Annotated in this window: 1 protein-coding gene; it reads left to right on the plus strand. The window is 64.9% G+C overall.

What is annotated here, in order from left to right; genetic code table 11:
• Positions 1-191: 191 nt before the first annotated feature.
• Positions 192-1,080, plus strand: an 889-nt coding sequence (locus EB084_26315; protein NDD31777.1) for a decarboxylase, incomplete at its 3' end; no start/stop codon positions are given.

The following is a 1,080-nucleotide window of genomic DNA, read 5'->3' on the forward strand; positions in this document are numbered from 1 at the left end:
GGGGCGCGAGAAGCATCAGGCTGGCGAGCAAGACGAGTACATGGCGCACGGCGGAACCTCCGGGGGCTGTCGTGGGACTGTAGCAGCCGGCAGGACTGCAGCAGTGGCCACATGATGCACAACACGAGCAAATCGTGAGTGTGGTCAAATCCGCATCAAACCCGCGCTCGAGACAATCACGAGGAGAATCCATGACCCGCGGCCCTCTTCTCGATGCCTGGTTCGCTGCGCGGAAGAAAAACCGTCGGCCATTGCAGATCCCCGGACACAAGAATCGCTATGCCCATGGCGAGGATGCCCTCGGTGCCGATCTTCTGGGACCGCTCCTTCGCGATGACGTGCCGCTTCAGGGTGGTGTGGACGACAACGCTTACAGCCATCGCTATCTCGAGCAGGCAGAAGCCTTGTGGTCCTCAGCCGTTGGCGCAGATCAGGCGCGATTCCTCGTCGGGGGCTCGTCGCAGGGCAACATCGCTGCGCTCTCCGCCGTGAGTTGTCCGGGGCGGCCGGTGGCAATCGACCGCACATCCCATCGCAGCGCTCAGGCTGCGCTTGTGATCTCGGGTGCGCGGCCCGTGTGGGTGTATCCGGAGCTCCACCCCGAGACCGGTTTGCCGCTCGGCGTCCCGGCGCGTGCGCTCGCGGATGTCACGGCCGACGTGACGGCGCTGTTCGTCACCTCACCCTCGTATGTCGGGACATTGAGCGATATCTCCGCGCTTGCGCGCGCGGCTCACGGGCGTGGCATCCCGCTGGTCGTCGATCAGGCGTGGGGAGGGCATATGGGCTTCATGGCCGGTCGTGGTGCCATCGCGTGCGGCGCCGATCTCGCGGTCACCAGCGTCCACAAAGCGCTCCTGGGATATACCCAGACAGCCGTTGTCACGATGCGCGGCGACAGGGTCAACCGCGATCATCTGGACAGATGTGTCGATCTCGTCGCAACGACGTCTCCCTCGGGGACGCTGCTGGCCTCGATCGATGCCACGCGCCTCGTGCTCGAACGCGATCAAGGTGCTGCGATTGCGCGCACCGTCGAAAACGTGAAGCGCATGCGGGAGACCCTGCGCAGGGTGAAGG

It is taken from the genome of Pseudomonadota bacterium, from assembly GCA_010028905.1.
GTDB lineage: Bacteria > Vulcanimicrobiota > Xenobia > RGZZ01 > RGZZ01 > RGZZ01.